We start from the raw sequence: 13,909 nt of genomic DNA, 5'->3' as shown, positions 1-13,909 counted from the left end.
CCCTGCCCCCCGCCCCCCCCCCCCCCCTGTCGGCCGGCTGCGCGCCGGGGGGCCCCCCCCCCCGGTGGCGGGCGCGCCCGGGAGCGCGGCTCAGCGGCTCGGACTGCCGCGGCTCGGACGGCCATGGCTCAGACAGCCGCGGCTCGGACTGCCACGGCTCAGACAGCCGCGGTTCAGCCGGTGCGGCGGCGGAAGAGCACGCCCGACAGCCCGGCCGCCACCGCCAGGATTCCGCCGCACCAGACCAGGGCCTGCCAGGCGCCATCGCCGACCGGCCGGTCCAGCAGCAGCCCCCGCAGGGCCTCGATGACCGGGGTGACGGGCTGGTGCTCCGCGAAGCCGTGCAGCCAGCCCGGCATGGTGTCGATGGGCACGAACGCACTGCTGGGATACGGCAGGAACATCATCAGGAAGGTGAATCCGCCGGCCGCCTCCGGCGACCTGGCGATCAGGCCGAAGCAGGCCGAGAGCCAGGAGATCGCGAGGATGAACATCAGCAGGATCCCGGCCACGGCCAGCCAGTCGAGCGGACCGGCGGCCGGGCGGAAGCCGATGAGGAAGGCCACCCCGAAGACGATCGCGGTCGCGACCGTGTTGCGCAGCACGCTCGCGGCCACATGGCCCGCCAGGATCGGGGTGCCGCCGATGTCCAGCGACCGGAAGCGGTCGATGATGCCGCCGGCCATGTCATTGGTGACGGTGACCGCCGTATTGGCCGAGCCGAAGCCCGCGCACAGCAGCATCACCCCGGGGACGACATAGGTGACGTACTCGGTGCCGGTGTGGATGGCACCGCCGAAGAAGTAGACGAAGACCAGCATCAGCATGATCGGCAGCAGCATGGCGGTGAGCACCGCGTCGAGATTGCGTCTGCTCAGCCGGATGGTGCGGCCGGTCAGAACGATCGCGTCAGACACCGGCCGTCTCCTTCTCGCCCGCGGCGCTACGGCTTTCGCCCTCGCCGGTACGGCTCCCGCCCCCGGCGTCATGGCCGGTCAGGGTCATGAAGACATCGTCGAGCGTGGCGCTGTGCACGGTGAAGCGGTCCACGGCGCGGCGCCCGGGGTCGATCTCGTCGAGCAGGGCCCGCACATGGGCGGCGCTGCCGTCCGTCGCGACGCCCAGCGTCAGCCGGTCGGCGTCGCTCCGGACAAGCCGTACGCCGAGGTGGCGCGCGACCGACTCGTACGCCGCGACATCGCCGAGCACGAGGTCCAGCCGCTGCCCGGCCACGCGTTCCTTGAGCTCGGCCGGGCTGCCCTCGGCCACCACCCGGCCGCCGTCCACCACGGCGACGCGATCGGCGAGTTGGTCGGCCTCCTCCAGGTACTGGGTGGTGAGGAAGACCGTCACCCCGTCCGTCACCAGTCCCTTGACCACCTCCCACATGGTCTGTCGGCTGCGCGGGTCGAGTCCGGTGGTCGGCTCGTCGAGGAAGATCACCTCGGGTCGGCCGACCAGGCCCGCGGCGAGGTCGAGTCGGCGGCGCATCCCGCCCGAGTAGGTGCCCACGGTGCGGCGGGCGGCGCCGGTGAGGTCGAAGCGTTCGAGCAGTTCGTGTGCGCGGCCGCGGGCCTCGGCACGGCCGAGCCGGGTCAGCCGCCCCATCATCCGCAGGTTCTCCTCGCCGGTCTGCATCTCGTCCACCGCGGCGTACTGCCCGGTGAGGCTGATGGCGCGGCGGACCCGGCGGCGTTCGGCGACGACGTCGAAGCCCGCGACGCGGGCCCGCCCGGCGTCCGGTGGCGTCAGCGTGGCCAGGATCCGCACGGTCGTGGTCTTGCCCGCCCCGTTGGGTCCGAGCAGCGCGAAGACGCTGCCGGGCGCAACCGACAGATCGACGCCGCTGAGCACCCTCACCGCCCCGTAGGACTTCTCGAGGCCGCTCGCCTCGATGGCTGGTCGATGGGCCATGATTCCCCCCGCTCCCCTTTCTGCGTATGTCATACGCACCACTGCGTAGGGTATACACAACTCTAGGATGGCGGTCAATCGAGCCACCATCAGCGCACGTACGTACGGAGGGCCCCGAGGCCATGGCCACCGAGGACAGCGGCACCGGCCTGCCGGCGAGCATCGAGGCCGCCTGGGGACTGCGGGAACGCCCGGGCAAGGGGCCCCGCCCCGGCCTGACCCTGGGCCGGATCGTGGACGCCGCCGTGGGCATCGCGTCGGCGGACGGCCTCGGCGCGGTCTCCATGAGCCGGGTCGCGGCCGAGCTGGGCGTCTCCACGATGTCCCTGTACCGCTATGTCTCGGCCAAGGACGAGCTGCTGACGCTGATGGAGGACGCGGCCTACGGCCCACCGCCGCCCGGCGAACCGGTGGCGGACTGGCGGGCCGGGTTCACCGACTGGGCCTGGGCGGTGCGCAGCGCCTTCGCCCGCCATCCGTGGGTGGTGAACGTCCCGATCAGCACCCCGCCCTCGACACCCAACTCGGTGGCCTGGATGGAGCGCGGACTGGACTGTCTGCGCCGCACCAGCCTCAGCGAGGGCGAGAAGATCTCCGTGCTGATGCTGGTCAGCGGCTTCGTCCGGAACGAGGCGCGGATGACCTTCGACATCCTGGCGGCCCACCGGCGCAAGGGGCAGAGCCTCGAGTCCTCGATGGCGTCCTGGGCCAAGCTGCTGGAGAAGCTGACCGACGCCGAGCGCTTCCCGGCGGTGACGGCGGCGCTGCGGACGGGGGAACTCGAGACCCCGGGCGGCCCCGACGACGAGTTCGTCTTCGGCCTGGAGCGGATCCTCGACGGCGTCGAGGCGCTGATCAGCGCGCGGAGCTGACCGACCGGATCCTCGCGATCGGCACGCCCACGGGACTGGTCAAACGCCCATCGGACTGGCTCACATGCCCATGGGGCTGGTCCGCACGCCCACCGGGCTGGCCAGATTCTTGCACATCCTGGCCATCCGGCCACTCGTCGGTCCCGGGGCCGGTTTCCGAGCATGGTGGGCATGAACGTGCTGTGGATATTCGCCCATCCCGAACAGCGCTCCCTCAGCGGGGCGTTGCGCGACGAGGGGCTGCGCGCCCTGCGCGAGGCGGGCCATGAGTACCGGCTGTCCGATCTCTACGCGATGCGCTGGAACCCCGTGGTGGACGGCGCCGACTTCCGGCAGGACGCGGACGAACGCCTCATCGTCGGGGCCGCCTCGCGGCGCGCCCATGACGCGGGGACGCTCAGCGAGGACATCCGCGCCGAGCAGGAGAAGATCGCCTGGGCCGATGCGCTGGTCGTGCAGTTCCCGCTGTGGTGGTACGGGATGCCCGCCATCCTCAAGGGCTGGTTCGACCGCGTCTTCGTCAAGGGCTTCGCCTACGGGGTCATCGGGCCGGACGGCCGCACCCTGCGCTACGGGGACGGAAAGCTGGCCGGTAAGCGCGCCATGGTGGTGCTCACCGCCGGGGCGCCCGAGGCCACCATGGGGCCGCGCGGTGTCAACGGCGAGCTCGGCGATCTGCTGTTCCCGCTGCACCACGGCACCTTCTGGTACAGCGGGATGTCCGTGCTGCCGCCGTATGTGGTGTACGGCGCGGACCGGGTCCCGCCCGAGGTGTACGAAACCCATGCCGCCGAGCTGCGGAAGCGGCTGGCCGCCCTGCCGACCGAGGAGCCGATTCCGTTCCGCCGTCAGAACGGCGGGGACTACGACGAGCGCCTGGTGCTCCGCCCCGACCTCCTGCCGGGCCGCACCGGCCTCTCCGTGCACTACACGCAACCCCGCACCCCGGCCGCCGAAGACACCCAGGGCGCCCAGGACACCCAGGGCACCCAGGGCACCCAGACCGCCGTGAACGGCTAAGCGGGCGGCCACAGCTCCAGCCGCCAGTCGTTGCACCGCATCATCGTCCCCACCGGATACTCGAACTCACACTCGCCGAGCAGCGTGAACCCGGCCTTGCGGCACACCCCGTTCGACGCGGGGTGGCCGACGGACGGATACGCGTGCAGATACCGATGGGTCCGCTGCGCCGCGGCCGCCCGCGCCACCTCCCTCGCGGCCGCGGCCGCGATCCCCCGCCCCTGGAACGGCGGCAGCACGGCCCAGCCGGTCTCGTACACCGACTCGCCCCGCCACTCCCGCTCCCAGTGCCCGATGCTGCCGGCCGTCTCGTCCCCCGCGTCCGCCTCGTCCCCCTCCAGCAGCACGACCCGGTACATCCGCCCGGCGCCCGGCCCGGTCAGCTCGGCATACCGCCGGTGGCGGACCAGGATCTTCTCCTCGCTCTCCGGTCCGCCCAGGTGGCTCGTCATCTCCGGGCTGTTGACGCGGCGCAGCAGCTCGAGGCAGAGCGCGCTGTCCTCCCACGGCTCGAGCCGCACCCGCACCCCGCTCGCCCCACCGGACATGCGCCACCTCCCGCCGTCGGCGCACCCTGCGCCCGCCGTCCGTTCATTCGACCACGGGGGTACGACAACGGCCTCGCGCCCAGGTCACGGCCCGTCCCGCCCATTCGCCCGGCCCGCCCATCCCACCCGGCGTCAGCCCGCCGACGCCACCGGCTCCAGCAGCGCCATGTCGTCCTCGTCGAGGGCGATCCGCGCCGCCGCCATGTTCTCCTCGAGGTGGGCCAGTGAGCTGGTGCCGGGGATCTGGATGATCGCGGACGAGCGGGCCAGCCCCCAGGCGAGGGCGATCTGATGCGCGGTCGCGCCATGCCGCTCCGCGACCGTCCGCAGGTTCTCGTTCTCCAGGCCGGTGTGGCCGCCGCCCAGCGCGAAGAACGGCATATAGGCGATCCCGGCCGCGGCGCACTCGTCCACCAGCGCCCCATCCGCCTGATCGAGCACCCCGAACCGATTCTGCACCGCCGTGACGGGCGCGATCGCGCGGGCCTCGGCGAGCTGCTCGGCGCTCACATTGCTCACCCCGAGCTCCCGTACCAGCCCCTCCTCCCGGAGTGCGGCCAGCGCGCCGAACCGCTCCCCGATCGGCACCCCGCCCACCGCCTTCAGCCGCCCCACCCGCAGATAGACCAGGTCGAGCGCGTCCACGCCCAGCTGCCGCAGGTTCTCGTCCACCAGCCCCCGCAGCTGCTCCGGCCGCGCCTCGGCGTACATCTCCCCGGTCGCGGTGCGCAGCGGCCCGATCTTGGTGGCGATGGTGAGGTGCTCGGGGTACGGGTGCAGGGCCTCGCGCAGGATGTCGTTGGCCCGCTCGGCGGCCGAGAAGTAGAAGGCGGCGGTGTCGATATGACGGACGCCCAGCTCCACGGCGCGCCGTGCGACCGCCACGGCCGTGGCCCGCTCGACGACGGGACCGCCCCACCGCCCCGGCAGCTGCATGGCCCCGAAGCCCAGCCGATCGGCCGGTGAGGATGGGTACGACGATGCGAACAAGGATGCGAACAAGGACGAGAAAGATGAGGTCATGGGGCAGCATGCGCACCTTTTCGCCCCGACCACAAGATCAGCCCCACAAGATCAGCTCAGCCCGGCGAGACCGGACCGGCCCGGCAGGATCAGCTCAGCCCGACGCCCGCTTCAGCAGCAGCGTCCGCTCACGGGCGTTACGGGTCAGCGCCGCCGCGCGGGCGAACTCCGCCCTGGCCTCCGCATGCCGCCCCAGCCGCTCCAGCAGATCCCCACGGACGCTCGGCAGCAGGTGGTAGTCCTTGAGGGCCGGTTCCTCCGCCAGCGCCTCGACCAGTTTCAGGCCCGCCGCGGGCCCTTCCGCCATCGCGACGGCGACCGCCCGGTTGAGCTCCACCACCGGGGACGGGGTCAGGGCCATCAGCCGGCCGTAGAGGGCGGCGATGGCCGTCCAGTCGGTGTCCTCGTAGCGGATCGCCCGTGCGTGGCAGGCGGCGATGGCGGCCTGGAGGGAGTACGGACCCTGGCCCGCCCGCTGCAGCGCCTCGACGCCCCGGCGGATGAGCAGGCGGTTCCACTTGGTGCGGTTCTGGTCGGCGAGCAGCACCGGCTCACCGCCGGGGCCGGTACGCGCCGCGATCCGGGAGGACTGGAACTCCAGCAGCGAGACCAGGCCGTGCGCTTCGGGCTCCTGGGGCAGCAGCCCCGCCAGCACCCGGGCCAGGCGCAGCGCGTCCTCGCACAGGGCCGGGCGCACCAGGTCGTCGCCCGCGGTCGCGGAGTAGCCCTCGTTGAAGACGAGGTAGATGACCTCCAGGACCGAGGTGAGCCGGGCGGTCCGGTCGGCGCCGTACGGCACCTCGAAGGGGACCTCGGCCTTGGCGAGGGTCCGCTTGGCCCGGACGATGCGCTGGGCGACCGTGGGCTCCGGAACCAGGAACGCGCGGGCGATCTCCTCGGTCGTCAGCCCGCCCAGCAGCCGCAGGGTGAGCGCGACCCGGGCCTGGGTGGACAGCACGGGATGGCACGCGGTGAAGATCAGCCGCAGCAGATCGTCGTCGATGTCCTCGGCGGTCCGGGCGAGATCCGCCGGGTCGGGCGGTGAGACATCCTCCAGGGCCCGCCCGACCTCCGCCAGCTTGCGTGCGTAGGTCTCCTTACGGCGTACGAGATCGATCGCACGGTGCTTGGCGGTGGCCATGAGCCAGGCACCCGGATTGTCCGGCACACCCGACTCCGGCCACCGCTCCAGCGCGGTGACCAGGGCGTCCTGCGCGAGTTCCTCGGCCAGCCCGACGTCCCGCACGATGCGGGCGACGCCTGCGATGATCCGCGCGGACTCGATCCTGAAGACCGTTTCGACCGTTCTGGCGATGTCAGCCGTTTCGCCGCTCCGGGCGCTTTCAGCCGCTTTCGCCGCATTGGCCGGTCTTGCTGCCGTCACGGCCACCATCAGAGCAGCCGTAAGGGGACGGAGCAAGCATTACCGACTCAGGGCTCGACAACCTCACGGACCTCACAGGTGATCGTCCAGAACTCCTCATGGACCCGCAGGAACCGCTTGGTCCACTCCAGGGCCTCGGCCTTGTCCTTGGCCTGGAGCAGGGCGTAGCCGCCGATGACCTCCTTGCTCTCGGTGAAGGGGCCGTCGGTGCAGCTGATCTTTCCGCCGGACCAGGTGACCCGGGTGCCGTCGGAGGTCGGGGTGAGCCCGGCCGTGTCCAGCATGACCCCGGCCTTGGTCATCTCCTCGATCAGCTCACCCATCCGCTCCATGAGCTCGGGGCTGGGGCCCTCGGCGGGGGCGTTCTGCTCATCGACGCGGATCATCGACAGATAGCGCGGCATGGTGACTCCTTGCGAAACGAGATCGAGATTTCGGAGCGGAGGCCGGGTGCTTCCCCCGCCTCTCACCCCTGCGTCGAACGGACACCGCCCGGATCGACAGACCTCACGAAATTTTTTGGCAGGGTCGCACCGGCGGGGTCGCGCCGACCGGGTCACATCGACCGGCCCGCATGACACGCGCCACTATTGCAAGCAAATGCTTGCAATAGTTAGCACGCCTGTTGCAGCATCGAGGCATGGCATCACTCAACGTCGGCAACCTCGGCGGGTTCCTGCGCGAGCAGCGGCGCAGTGCGCAGCTGTCGCTGCGGCAGCTGGCCGATGCGGCCGGGGTGTCCAATCCGTACCTCAGCCAGATCGAGCGCGGGCTGCGCAAGCCGAGCGCCGAGATCCTGCAGCAGCTGGCGAAGGCGCTGCGGATATCCGCCGAGACCCTGTACGTACAGGCGGGGATCCTCGATGAGCGGGACCGCGACGAGACCGAGGTGCGCAGCGTGATACTCGCCGACCCCTCGATCAACGAGCGGCAGAAGCAGGTCCTGCTGCAGATCTACGAGTCCTTCCGCAAGGAGAACGGGCTCCAGACCGCCTCGGACGACGCCTCCGACACCCCCGACACCGGCGCCGATGTCGCCGCACCCTCGAACTGATCCGGGAGGACCATCACCATGGCTATCACCGACGACGTACGCAAGACCCTCACCGACCCGACCCCGCTGTACTTCATGGCGGGCACGGCCGACATCGCCGCCCAGAAGCTCAAGGAGGTGCCGTCGTTCGTCGAGAAGATCGTCGCGGAGGCCCCGGAGCGCCTGAACGCGGTGCGCAACACCGACCCCAAGGTCATGCAGGAGCGGGTCTCCCAGCAGGCCAAGGGCGCCCAGGACAAGCTCACCGAGATGCTGGGCACGATCGACACCGACATCAAGCGGCTGCGCGACACGGCGCAGGACCTCGCCCTGCAGGGTGTGGGCCGGGCCGCCGAGCTCGCCGTGAAGGCGCGGGAGCGGTACGACGAGGTGGCCGAGCACGGCCAGGAGGTCGTGCGGAACTGGCGCGGCGAGGCGGCCGACGAGGTCGTCGACATCGCCGACGCGATCGAGCCCAAGGGGGAGCGGGACGGCCACGCCGCCCGGTCCAAGGCGCCGTCGCACTCGGTCGCCATGGACTCGTCCAAGGAGGCCCCGAAGTCCCCGGCCAAGCCGGCCACCCCGGCCGCGTCGAGCGGTTCCGGCCACTCGGGCGCTCAGACGTCCGCGGCCTCGTCGGCCGCCCAGGCCAAGAAGGCCCCGGCCCGCGGAAACAAGCCCGCCACCGCCGCCAAGAAGCCGGAGCCGAAGTCGGCCGGCTGACGCGTACGCGCGACGCGCACGTCCACGACCGGGCCGAGTACGCCGGGTATACCCTGCGTGCCCGGCCCGGTGGGCGGGTACGGTGGCCCGCAGAGACGCTTCCCATACATATCTTCTAGGCGGTGGACGGCGTGCTGGTTGAAGGCTTCGGCAAGCTGATGTACTGGGTCTCCTGGGCCCTGCTCCTCTTCAGCCTCTTCGCCTTCGTCGACTCGGCGATCCGCCGGGAGGACGCGTATCGAGCGGCGGACAAGCAGACCAAGGCATTCTGGTTGATCATCCTCGGTCTCGCGGCCGCGGTGAACTTCTTCATGGGAATCCTGGACTTCCTGCCGATCATCGGGCTGATCGCGACGATCGTGTACATCGTCGACGTCCGGCCCGCGCTGCGGCAGGTCTCCGGCGGTGGCCGCCGCTGGCCGCGCGGCCGCGGCTCCAGCTCCGACGGCCCTTACGGACCCTTCAACGGCCGATAGCGGGCACGAGCGACCTCAACGGCCGATAGCGCGCATGAACGACCTCAACGACCGATAGCGCGCACGAGCGGCTTCATAAACGGCCTGCGGGCACGAGCGACCTCATCACGGGCCGCGGCCGGTCAGCCGCGGTCCAGCAGCAGCACCGCCAGATCGTCGGTGAGCTCCCCGCCGTTCAGCGACCGCACCTCGGTGACGGTCGCGTCCAGCAGTTCCTCACCGCGCCGTCCCTCCGCGACCTGGCGCGCCACGATCTCGACCATCCCCTCCTGGCCGAGCCGCTGCACCCCCTGCCCGACGCGGCCCTCGATCAGCCCGTCGGTGTACATCATCAGGCTCCACGCCCCGCCGAGCTCGACCTCGCGGCGCGGCCAGCGGGCGTTCGGCAGCAGGCCCAGCGCCGGGCCGTTCTCGTCGGTCGGCAGCAGCCGGGGCGCCATGCTCGGGCGGATCGCCAGCGGTGAGGGATGCCCGGCCAGGCACACCCCGGCCCGGCGGCCGTCCGGGGCGATGTCGACCGTGCACAGTGTGGCGAAGATCTCATCGTCGGCGCGTTCGTTCTCCAGCACCTGCTGAAGGGTGCCGAGTAGCTGATCGCCGCAGAGCCCGGCGAAGGTCAGGGCGCGCCAGGCGATGCGCAGCTCAACGCCGAGGGCGGCCTCGTCCGGGCCGTGGCCGCAGACGTCGCCGATCATCGCGTGGACCGTGCCGTCCGGGGTGCGGACGGTGTCGTAGAAGTCGCCGCCGAGCAGGGCGCGGCTGCGGCCGGGCCGGTAGCGGGCGGCGAAGCGCAGCCCCGAGCCGTCCAGCAGCGGGGTGGGCAGCAGTCCGCGCTCCAGCCGGGCGTTCTCCTGGGCGCGCAGCCGTGACTCGGTGAGCTGGCGCTGGGCGAGGTCGGAGCGTTTGCGCTCGACGGCGTAGCGGATGGCGCGGCTGAGGATCCGGCCGTCCAGCTCGCCGCGGAAGAGGTAGTCCTGGGCACCCACCCGCACCGCCTCGGCGGCGCGCTCGGCGTCGTCCTCCGCGGTGAGCACGAGGACGGCGTGCGAGGGCGCGAGCCTCAGCACCTCGCGCAGCGTGGCCAGCGAGTCCGCGCCGCCGTGGCACGGGCCCGGCAGGGCCAGGAGGATGCACTGCACCCCGTCGGTGAGCAGCCGGCTGGCCTCGGTGAGGTTGCGGGCCGTACGGATGCGGACCCGGTTACCCTCGGTGTCCAGCATCTCGGGAACGTTGAAGGCACCGGACGGATCGTCCTCGATCACCAGCAGGGTGAGCCCGTTGTCGGGCAGGGTGGCGGGACCGGCTGACTGGGCCGGAGCCTCCCGTTGCCTCGGCACGGGTACGGACATCGCTCGATTCCTTCCCTCCCCCCGAGGGCGCGCCCCGCCGACCGGTGGAGCGCTGTGGGATTCCGGGGTACGCACACCGACTGGTCGGTTTCAGCGACGTCGGGGCGCGGGTACCGGATACTGCCAGGTGACCTTAGCGCTAGGCGGCCGTTTCACGGAATGACCTCCAGGCACCGACTTTTGTCATATGCCGCACGTCATGCGGCACTTGGTGGCCCGGGAGACAATCCCGAGATGACGAACATCACGCTGGCGCTGGGCGACATCACCGAGCAGAGCGTCGACGCGGTCGTGAACGCGGCCAACTCCTCCCTGTTGGGAGGGGGTGGCGTCGACGGAGCCATCCATCGGCGGGGCGGATCCGACATTCTGGATGAATGCCGCGATCTGCGCGCATCCCACTACGGCAAGGGACTTCCGGCCGGCGAGGCGGTCGCCACCACGGCCGGCCGGCTGCCCGCCCGCTGGGTGATCCATACGGTCGGACCGGTCTTCTCCGCGGCCGAGGACCGCTCGGCCACCCTCGCCTCCTGCTACCGCGCGTCGCTGCGGGTCGCCGACGAACTGGGCGCCCGTACGGTGGCCTTCCCGGCCGTCTCCACGGGCGTTTACCGCTGGCCGCTCGACGACGCGGCCCGGATCGCGCTCACCACCGTGCGCGATACGGACACTTCGGTCACCGAGGCCCGTTTCGTCCTCTTCGACCAGCGCGCTTACGACGCCTTCGAGACGGCCCTGAACGAGCTGCCGCCGGCCTGAGCCCTTGGTGGCGCCGGCGTTACCTCGCGTCCGGCCGCACCACGCCCAGGATCGGCATCGAGCCCGCGCCCGCGACCGTCACCTGGCGGCCGGGGCGGGGGGCGTGGATCATCGCGCCGCTGCCCACATACATCGCCACATGGCTGGCGTCCCGGAAGTAGATGATCAGATCACCCGGGCGCATGTCCTTCACGCTCACCTTCGGCAGCAGCCGCCACTGCTCCTGCGAGGTCCGCGGGATCGCCCGGCCGGCCGCCGCCCACGCCCGCTGGGTCAGCCCCGAACAGTCATAGGTGTTCGGGCCCACCGCGCCCCACACATAGTCCTTGCCCAGCTGGTCCTTCGCGAAGTCGACCGCGCGCCCGCCCCTCGCGGTGGCGCCGCCGCCGAGGTCCCGCAGTATCCCGGTGTCCAGCCACTTCGCCTGCGCGCCACGGGCCTTGTCCTCCTCCAGCCGGCGCAACCGCTCCCGCTCGTCCTTCGCCAGCCGGGACTCCAGCCGCTGCGCCCGGGCCAGCTTGCGCAGGATCTCCTTCTTCGCGGCCGCCTTCTTCGCCCGGCTCCGGTCCAGCCGCTCCCACTCCTGGGAGGCCGACTCGGCGTAGCGGTCCAGCGCCACCTGGGTGCGCGCCAGACGGCCGATCAGACCGTGGGTCGCCTTCTCACCCTTGCGCGCGAGCGTGACGCCGTCGAGGAAGTCACCCGGGTCGCCGTTGAGGAACAGCCGCGCCTCCGCGGGCATCCCGCCGCCCCGGTACTGCGCACGGGCCATCGCCCCGGCCCGCTTGCGCAGTCCGGCCATCTCCTTCTGGGCCTTCACCACGGCTCGAGCGATCCTCAGGATGGACTTCTCCTGCAGGGCCTGTTTCTCCCGCGCCAGGTTGTACGCGTCGGTGGCGGACTCCGCCTTGCGGTAGAGCCCCTCGACCTCCTGACGGACCGCCTCCAGGCCCCGGTCCCCGGTCCCGCCGCCGCCAGTCCCGCCGCCACCGGCCCCGCCGCCCGGCGTCGGCCCCGGCTCGCCGGGCGCGGCGTACGCCGTCTCCGGCACGGCCGACAGTCCCAGCGCGCAGACGAGCGCGGTGGCCGCGGCGACGCTCACACCCCTCCCTCTCCCGTCCCGCCTCACCCGCGGTCTCCTCTCGTTCCGCTCAGGCCGTGCGCGCTCCTGCCCGTTCTCGCGCGCCAGACCTGACGTACCGGCACGTAGGGACGGATAGTGACATGCCGTACCGCAATCCGACAGAGACACGCGGCGGTTACGCCAGCAGCCACCCCGATCCGGTTCACCGGACGGGTGCCGCACAGGTGTCGGACGGACCTCGGGCGACCTCGGCGGGAAGGTCACCCGCACCGCGATCCAGCCGTGACCTGGCCGTGACATGGCCACCACACTGACGGCCGAGGTTCACCATCCGTTAACTCACCCCCTCAGGCCGCTTCACCTGATCTGCCTACTTTCGGCCCTACTGAGCGTGAGCCGAGTACGGCTCCGGCGCACGCCCCACAACAAGTGCGCTCCACCCCATCTCGCGCGCCGTCCCCCAACCGGCGGCTTCTGGAAGGAACTCCCGAAAGTGAAGCTTCAGCGCAAGAACCGGCTTCGCGCCATCGCCGCCGGTGCCCTCGCTGTCTCCGGCGCCCTTGTCCTCACGGCGTGCGGCTCCGACGACAACAGCGGTGGTGGCGGCGGCGGCGACTCCAAGGCCGCCTCCAACATCAAGTGCGACGGCAAGGGGCAGCTGCTGGCCTCCGGCTCCTCCGCGCAGAAGAACGCCATGGACCTGTGGATCAAGACCTACGGGGCGGCGTGCAAGGACACCAAGCTCAACTACAAGGCCACCGGCTCCGGCGCGGGCATCCAGGAGTTCCTGCAGGGCAAGACCGCCTTCGCGGGCTCCGACTCGGCGCTGAAGCCCGAAGAGGTCAAGTCCTCGGAGCAGGTCTGCAAGGGCGGCAAGGCCATTGACCTGCCGATGGTCGGCGGCCCGATCGCGGTCGGCTTCAACGTGCCCGGCGTGGACAAGCTGACGCTGAACGCCGAGGTCCTCGGCAAGATCTTCAACTCCGAGATCAAGAAGTGGGACGACCCCGCGATCAAGGCGCTGAACAAGGACGCGAAGCTTCCGAGCCTCAAGATCCAGGCGTTCCACCGCTCCGACGAGTCGGGCACCACGGACAACTTCACCAAGTACCTCAAGGCCGCGGCGCCGAAGGCGTGGCCGCACGAGCCGGGCAAGGCGTGGGAGGGCAAGGGCGGCCAGTCGGCCGACGGCTCCTCCGGTGTCTCCTCGCAGGTCAAGCAGGTCTCGGGCTCGATCTCGTACTTCGAGCTCTCCTACGCGACCGCGAACAGCATCAAGACCGTCGACCTGAACACCGGCGCCTCCGCCCCGGTCCAGGCCACCGTCGACAACGCCTCCAAGGCCATCTCCGAGGCCAAGGTCAAGGGCACCGGCAGCGACCTGGCCCTGGACCTGGCCTACGACACCAAGGCTGACGGCGCCTACCCGATCACCCTGGTCACCTACGAGATCGCCTGTGACAAGGGCAACAAGGCGAGCACCCTCGCCGCGACCAAGTCCTTCCTGACCTACGTCGCCAGCGAGGACGGCCAGACCTCGCTGAAGGAGCTGGGCTACGCCCCGCTGCCGACCGAGATCGCCAACAAGGTCCGCGAGAGCGTCAAGAGCCTCTCCTGACCCGAGTGCGGGGGGGTGCGACCGGGGGGGAACCCCCGCGCGCGGGCGCGCCCCGGGGGCGGGGGCCCCGCCGCCCCGGGCGCGGTCTGGGGGGGGGCGTGGGAGC

General features: G+C 71.3%; 15 protein-coding genes. 7 read left to right on the top strand and 8 right to left on the bottom strand.

What is annotated here, in order from left to right; all coding sequences use genetic code 11:
* Positions 1 to 173 precede the first annotated feature (173 nt).
* On the bottom strand, positions 174 to 917 hold the full coding sequence (locus ACFXB5_RS30485) for an ABC transporter permease (RefSeq protein ID WP_385213656.1): 744 nt from the start codon (positions 915 to 917) through the stop codon (positions 174 to 176).
* Positions 910 to 1,914: an ATP-binding cassette domain-containing protein gene (locus tag ACFXB5_RS30480; protein WP_385213654.1), complete on the bottom strand. Its 1,005-nt coding sequence runs from the start codon at positions 1,912 to 1,914 to the stop codon at positions 910 to 912. Before ACFXB5_RS30480 ends, ACFXB5_RS30485 begins: the two co-directional genes overlap by 8 nt.
* Positions 1,915 to 2,036: 122 nt before the next feature.
* On the opposite strand from ACFXB5_RS30480, the gene ACFXB5_RS30475 reads away from it, so the two are divergent.
* Together ACFXB5_RS30475 and ACFXB5_RS30470 are read left to right on the top strand one after the other, a co-directional pair.
* A complete protein-coding gene (locus tag ACFXB5_RS30475; protein ID WP_385213652.1) occupies positions 2,037 to 2,786 on the top strand; it encodes a TetR/AcrR family transcriptional regulator in 750 nt (249 codons plus the stop codon).
* A gap of 171 nt (positions 2,787 to 2,957) precedes the next feature.
* Positions 2,958 to 3,806 carry an NAD(P)H-dependent oxidoreductase gene (locus ACFXB5_RS30470; RefSeq protein ID WP_385213650.1) on the top strand — a complete coding sequence of 283 codons (849 nt, stop codon included), beginning with the start codon at positions 2,958 to 2,960 and terminating at the stop codon, positions 3,804 to 3,806.
* On the opposite strand, the gene ACFXB5_RS30465 is transcribed toward ACFXB5_RS30470, so the two are convergent.
* The 4 genes from ACFXB5_RS30465 to ACFXB5_RS30450 all read right to left on the bottom strand — a co-directional run bounded on the left by ACFXB5_RS30465 (position 3,803) and on the right by ACFXB5_RS30450 (position 7,165).
* Entirely contained in the window at positions 3,803 to 4,354 is a 552-nt protein-coding gene (locus ACFXB5_RS30465; protein ID WP_385213648.1) for a GNAT family N-acetyltransferase, read from the bottom strand. The two genes, ACFXB5_RS30470 and ACFXB5_RS30465, sit on opposite strands and share 4 nt — an antisense overlap.
* A 132-nt stretch (positions 4,355 to 4,486) precedes the next feature.
* Entirely contained in the window at positions 4,487 to 5,377 is an 891-nt protein-coding gene (locus ACFXB5_RS30460) for an oxidoreductase (RefSeq protein WP_385213646.1), read from the bottom strand.
* A gap of 94 nt (positions 5,378 to 5,471) precedes the next feature.
* Positions 5,472 to 6,761 (bottom strand): RNA polymerase sigma factor, encoded by a 1,290-nt coding sequence (locus tag ACFXB5_RS30455; protein ID WP_385213643.1) that lies wholly within the window; start codon positions 6,759 to 6,761, stop codon positions 5,472 to 5,474.
* Positions 6,762 to 6,808: 47 nt separating this feature from the next.
* Complete coding sequence (locus ACFXB5_RS30450; RefSeq protein WP_020869530.1) at positions 6,809 to 7,165, bottom strand: YciI family protein; 357 nt, start codon at positions 7,163 to 7,165, stop codon at positions 6,809 to 6,811.
* A 236-nt stretch (positions 7,166 to 7,401) separates the two neighbouring features.
* On the opposite strand from ACFXB5_RS30450, the gene ACFXB5_RS30445 reads away from it, so the two are divergent.
* The 3 genes from ACFXB5_RS30445 (at position 7,402) to ACFXB5_RS30435 (ending at position 8,993) form a co-directional block, all read left to right on the top strand.
* Complete coding sequence (locus ACFXB5_RS30445) at positions 7,402 to 7,815, top strand: helix-turn-helix domain-containing protein (RefSeq protein ID WP_201857081.1); 414 nt, start codon at positions 7,402 to 7,404, stop codon at positions 7,813 to 7,815.
* Positions 7,816 to 7,833: 18 nt separating this feature from the next.
* Positions 7,834 to 8,517, top strand: a complete 684-nt coding sequence (locus tag ACFXB5_RS30440; RefSeq protein ID WP_385213640.1) for a hypothetical protein — start codon at positions 7,834 to 7,836, stop codon at positions 8,515 to 8,517.
* Between the two features lie 131 nt (positions 8,518 to 8,648).
* The gene (locus tag ACFXB5_RS30435) at positions 8,649 to 8,993 is read left to right on the top strand and encodes a DUF2516 family protein (protein ID WP_037955086.1); all 345 of its coding nucleotides are present in this window, start codon (positions 8,649 to 8,651) and stop codon (positions 8,991 to 8,993) included.
* 122 nt (positions 8,994 to 9,115) lie between these two features.
* On the opposite strand, the gene ACFXB5_RS30430 is transcribed toward ACFXB5_RS30435, so the two are convergent.
* Positions 9,116 to 10,342, bottom strand: a complete 1,227-nt coding sequence (locus ACFXB5_RS30430) for a PP2C family protein-serine/threonine phosphatase (RefSeq protein ID WP_201857079.1) — start codon at positions 10,340 to 10,342, stop codon at positions 9,116 to 9,118.
* A gap of 234 nt (positions 10,343 to 10,576) precedes the next feature.
* Here ACFXB5_RS30430 and ACFXB5_RS30425 point away from each other — a divergent pair, with 234 nt between their 5' ends.
* Complete coding sequence (locus tag ACFXB5_RS30425) at positions 10,577 to 11,101, top strand: O-acetyl-ADP-ribose deacetylase (protein ID WP_385213637.1); 525 nt, start codon at positions 10,577 to 10,579, stop codon at positions 11,099 to 11,101.
* Positions 11,102 to 11,120: 19 nt separating this feature from the next.
* Here the strand turns inward: ACFXB5_RS30425 and ACFXB5_RS30420 are convergent, their stop codons facing one another.
* Positions 11,121 to 12,203: an NlpC/P60 family protein gene (locus ACFXB5_RS30420; RefSeq protein WP_385213635.1), complete on the bottom strand. Its 1,083-nt coding sequence runs from the start codon at positions 12,201 to 12,203 to the stop codon at positions 11,121 to 11,123.
* 475 nt (positions 12,204 to 12,678) lie between these two features.
* Between ACFXB5_RS30420 and pstS the strand changes: the two genes are divergently transcribed.
* On the top strand, positions 12,679 to 13,803 hold the full coding sequence (gene pstS / locus ACFXB5_RS30415; RefSeq protein WP_385213632.1) for a phosphate ABC transporter substrate-binding protein PstS: 1,125 nt from the start codon (positions 12,679 to 12,681) through the stop codon (positions 13,801 to 13,803).
* Positions 13,804 to 13,909 lie beyond the last annotated feature (106 nt).

Source organism: Streptomyces sp. NPDC059455 (genome assembly GCF_042750115.1).
Lineage (GTDB): Bacteria > Actinomycetota > Actinomycetes > Streptomycetales > Streptomycetaceae > Streptomyces > Streptomyces endocoffeicus.
This window is presented reverse-complemented; position numbering and strand designations above follow the sequence as displayed.

What these genes read in the sequence shown, in the direction of transcription:
- ACFXB5_RS30475 (WP_385213652.1), top strand. Translation starts at nt 2,037, where the DNA reads ATGGCCACCGAGGACAGCGGCACCGGCCTGCCGGCGAGCATCGAGGCC.
- ACFXB5_RS30425 (WP_385213637.1), top strand. Translation starts at nt 10,577, where the DNA reads ATGACGAACATCACGCTGGCGCTGGGCGACATCACCGAGCAGAGCGTC.
- ACFXB5_RS30465 (WP_385213648.1), bottom strand. Translation starts at nt 4,354, where the DNA reads ATGTCCGGTGGGGCGAGCGGGGTGCGGGTGCGGCTCGAGCCGTGGGAG.
- ACFXB5_RS30440 (WP_385213640.1), top strand. Translation starts at nt 7,834, where the DNA reads ATGGCTATCACCGACGACGTACGCAAGACCCTCACCGACCCGACCCCG.
- ACFXB5_RS30445 (WP_201857081.1), top strand. Translation starts at nt 7,402, where the DNA reads ATGGCATCACTCAACGTCGGCAACCTCGGCGGGTTCCTGCGCGAGCAG.
- ACFXB5_RS30470 (WP_385213650.1), top strand. Translation starts at nt 2,958, where the DNA reads ATGAACGTGCTGTGGATATTCGCCCATCCCGAACAGCGCTCCCTCAGC.
- ACFXB5_RS30450 (WP_020869530.1), bottom strand. Translation starts at nt 7,165, where the DNA reads ATGCCGCGCTATCTGTCGATGATCCGCGTCGATGAGCAGAACGCCCCC.
- ACFXB5_RS30430 (WP_201857079.1), bottom strand. Translation starts at nt 10,342, where the DNA reads ATGTCCGTACCCGTGCCGAGGCAACGGGAGGCTCCGGCCCAGTCAGCC.
- ACFXB5_RS30460 (WP_385213646.1), bottom strand. Translation starts at nt 5,377, where the DNA reads ATGACCTCATCTTTCTCGTCCTTGTTCGCATCCTTGTTCGCATCGTCG.
- ACFXB5_RS30480 (WP_385213654.1), bottom strand. Translation starts at nt 1,914, where the DNA reads ATGGCCCATCGACCAGCCATCGAGGCGAGCGGCCTCGAGAAGTCCTAC.